Here is a 1,573-nt window from a genome sequence, read left to right as displayed (position 1 = left end):
GTGCCGGGGTCGTTGCGGGGTCGCCCCGGGGGCGTCCGGGGGTCGCGCGAACAAAGGGATGTGAAGCCACCCTCGCCACCGTGCTAATCTTCCTGATGTCGCCAGGGACACACACCAGCAGGTGAGGGACCGGACGGCACACCCAATGCGCGGGTGGCGGAATAGGCAGACGCGCTGGATTCAGGTTCCAGTGCCCGCAAGGGCGTGGGGGTTCAACTCCCCCCTCGCGCACCACAGAACCCCCGCTCCGGATCTCTCCGGAGCGGGGGTTCTTCGTTGTGCCCACCGTGCCGTGCCTGCTGCCCGGGACGGGCAGCAGGGCGCGCGGTCGGTCAGGCGGCGAGGCGGGCGGCGAGCGCCTTGGCCTTCTGGGTGGCCTCCTCCTGGGCCTTGGCGCGGGACGCCTCGGCGAGCGGGACCAGTTCTGCCATCTCCGGCTTGGAGTGGGCGAGGGTCAGCTCCGGGACGATGAAGTCGATGTCGGTCGCGCCGAACATCCCGGTCAGCACCTTCTGCAGGTAGGTCTGGACGAACTCGAATTCCTCGCGCGGGGTGCCGGGAGCGTACGAACCGCCGCGGCTGGCCACGATGGTGAACGGCGTGGACGCCAGCGTGCTCTCCGGGCCCGCGTTGTGGCCGACGATGATTACCTGGTCCAGCCAGGCCTTCAGGGTCGACGGAATCGTGAAGTTGTACATCGGCGCGCCTATGAGGACCGCGTCCGCCTCGGCCAGCTCGGCGGCCAGTTCGGCACGCAGGGCATTGCCCGCGCCCGCGGACGCGGCGGTGATGTCCAGGTGGGGCAGCGGGGAGGCGGCCAGATCGCGGTAGACGACCTTGCCCTCGGGGTGCTGCTCGAGCCAGGACTTGACAAAGGTCGCGGTGAGGTCGCGCGAGGCGGAGCCTTCCGGGAAGACGGCTGAATCGATGTGCAGAAGCGTGGCCATGACGTTCTCCATGGGGGGCTTGAAACGGCGTACCGGATGGGTAGGCGAGCGGAGTTTCCGTTCGCACCTATGGATAACATAGTCGCTTACTTTTTTTCATCCCGACTCTGGAAACCGGTACGCTGTGGGCATGGCGGACCATGGCGCGGAGGAGTGCAAGAAGGTCGACGTGAGCATCACGCGCGTCTTCGAACTGCTCGGCAAGCGGTGGTCGGGCCCGATCATTTCCGTACTCATGCAGCGGGCGGTCTACTTCGCCGAGCTGCGGCGGGCGGTTCCCGGCATCAGCGAGCGCATGCTCTCGGACCGGCTGACCGAACTGGCGGCGGCGGGGCTGGTGGTGCGCGAGGTCGACGAGGGGCCGCCGCTGCGGGTCGCGTACCGGCTGACGGACGCGGGCGCGGCGATGGAGCCGGCGCTGAAGGAGCTGCGGGTGTGGGCCGAATCGAATCTGCGGGAGCCGCCCGAGGGCGGGTGCTAGGACGCTCGGGGCTTTGGTGCTTGGGGCCTTCGGGGGCTTCGGAGCTTTGAGGGGTTCCTGGCCGTCGGGGCGTTCGGGGAGGTCTGTGGCGTTGGCCGGGGGGCGTTGGCCAAGAGCGTTGGCCGGGTGGGGCTGAGGGTGCGCG

General features: G+C 69.0%; 2 protein-coding genes and 1 tRNA gene. 2 read left to right on the top strand and 1 reads right to left on the bottom strand.

All coding sequences use genetic code 11. From position 1 onward, the window contains the following. Positions 1 to 147: 147 nt before the first annotated feature. Positions 148 to 234 (top strand) — tRNA-Leu (locus tag WH07_RS35160). Between the two features lie 98 nt (positions 235 to 332). Here WH07_RS35160 and WH07_RS35155 read toward each other — a convergent pair. Then, on the bottom strand, positions 333 to 947 hold the full coding sequence (locus tag WH07_RS35155; protein WP_046509189.1) for an FMN-dependent NADH-azoreductase: 615 nt from the start codon (positions 945 to 947) through the stop codon (positions 333 to 335). A 130-nt stretch (positions 948 to 1,077) separates the two neighbouring features. Between WH07_RS35155 and WH07_RS35150 the strand changes: the two genes are divergently transcribed. Next, positions 1,078 to 1,428, top strand: coding sequence for a winged helix-turn-helix transcriptional regulator (locus tag WH07_RS35150; protein ID WP_046509191.1), 351 nt, complete (start codon positions 1,078 to 1,080; stop codon positions 1,426 to 1,428). Positions 1,429 to 1,573: the final 145 nt, after the last annotated feature.

The sequence above is a fragment of the Streptomyces odonnellii genome (assembly GCF_000981895.1).
GTDB classification, from domain to species: Bacteria; Actinomycetota; Actinomycetes; order Streptomycetales; family Streptomycetaceae; genus Streptomyces; species Streptomyces odonnellii.
This window is presented reverse-complemented; position numbering and strand designations above follow the sequence as displayed.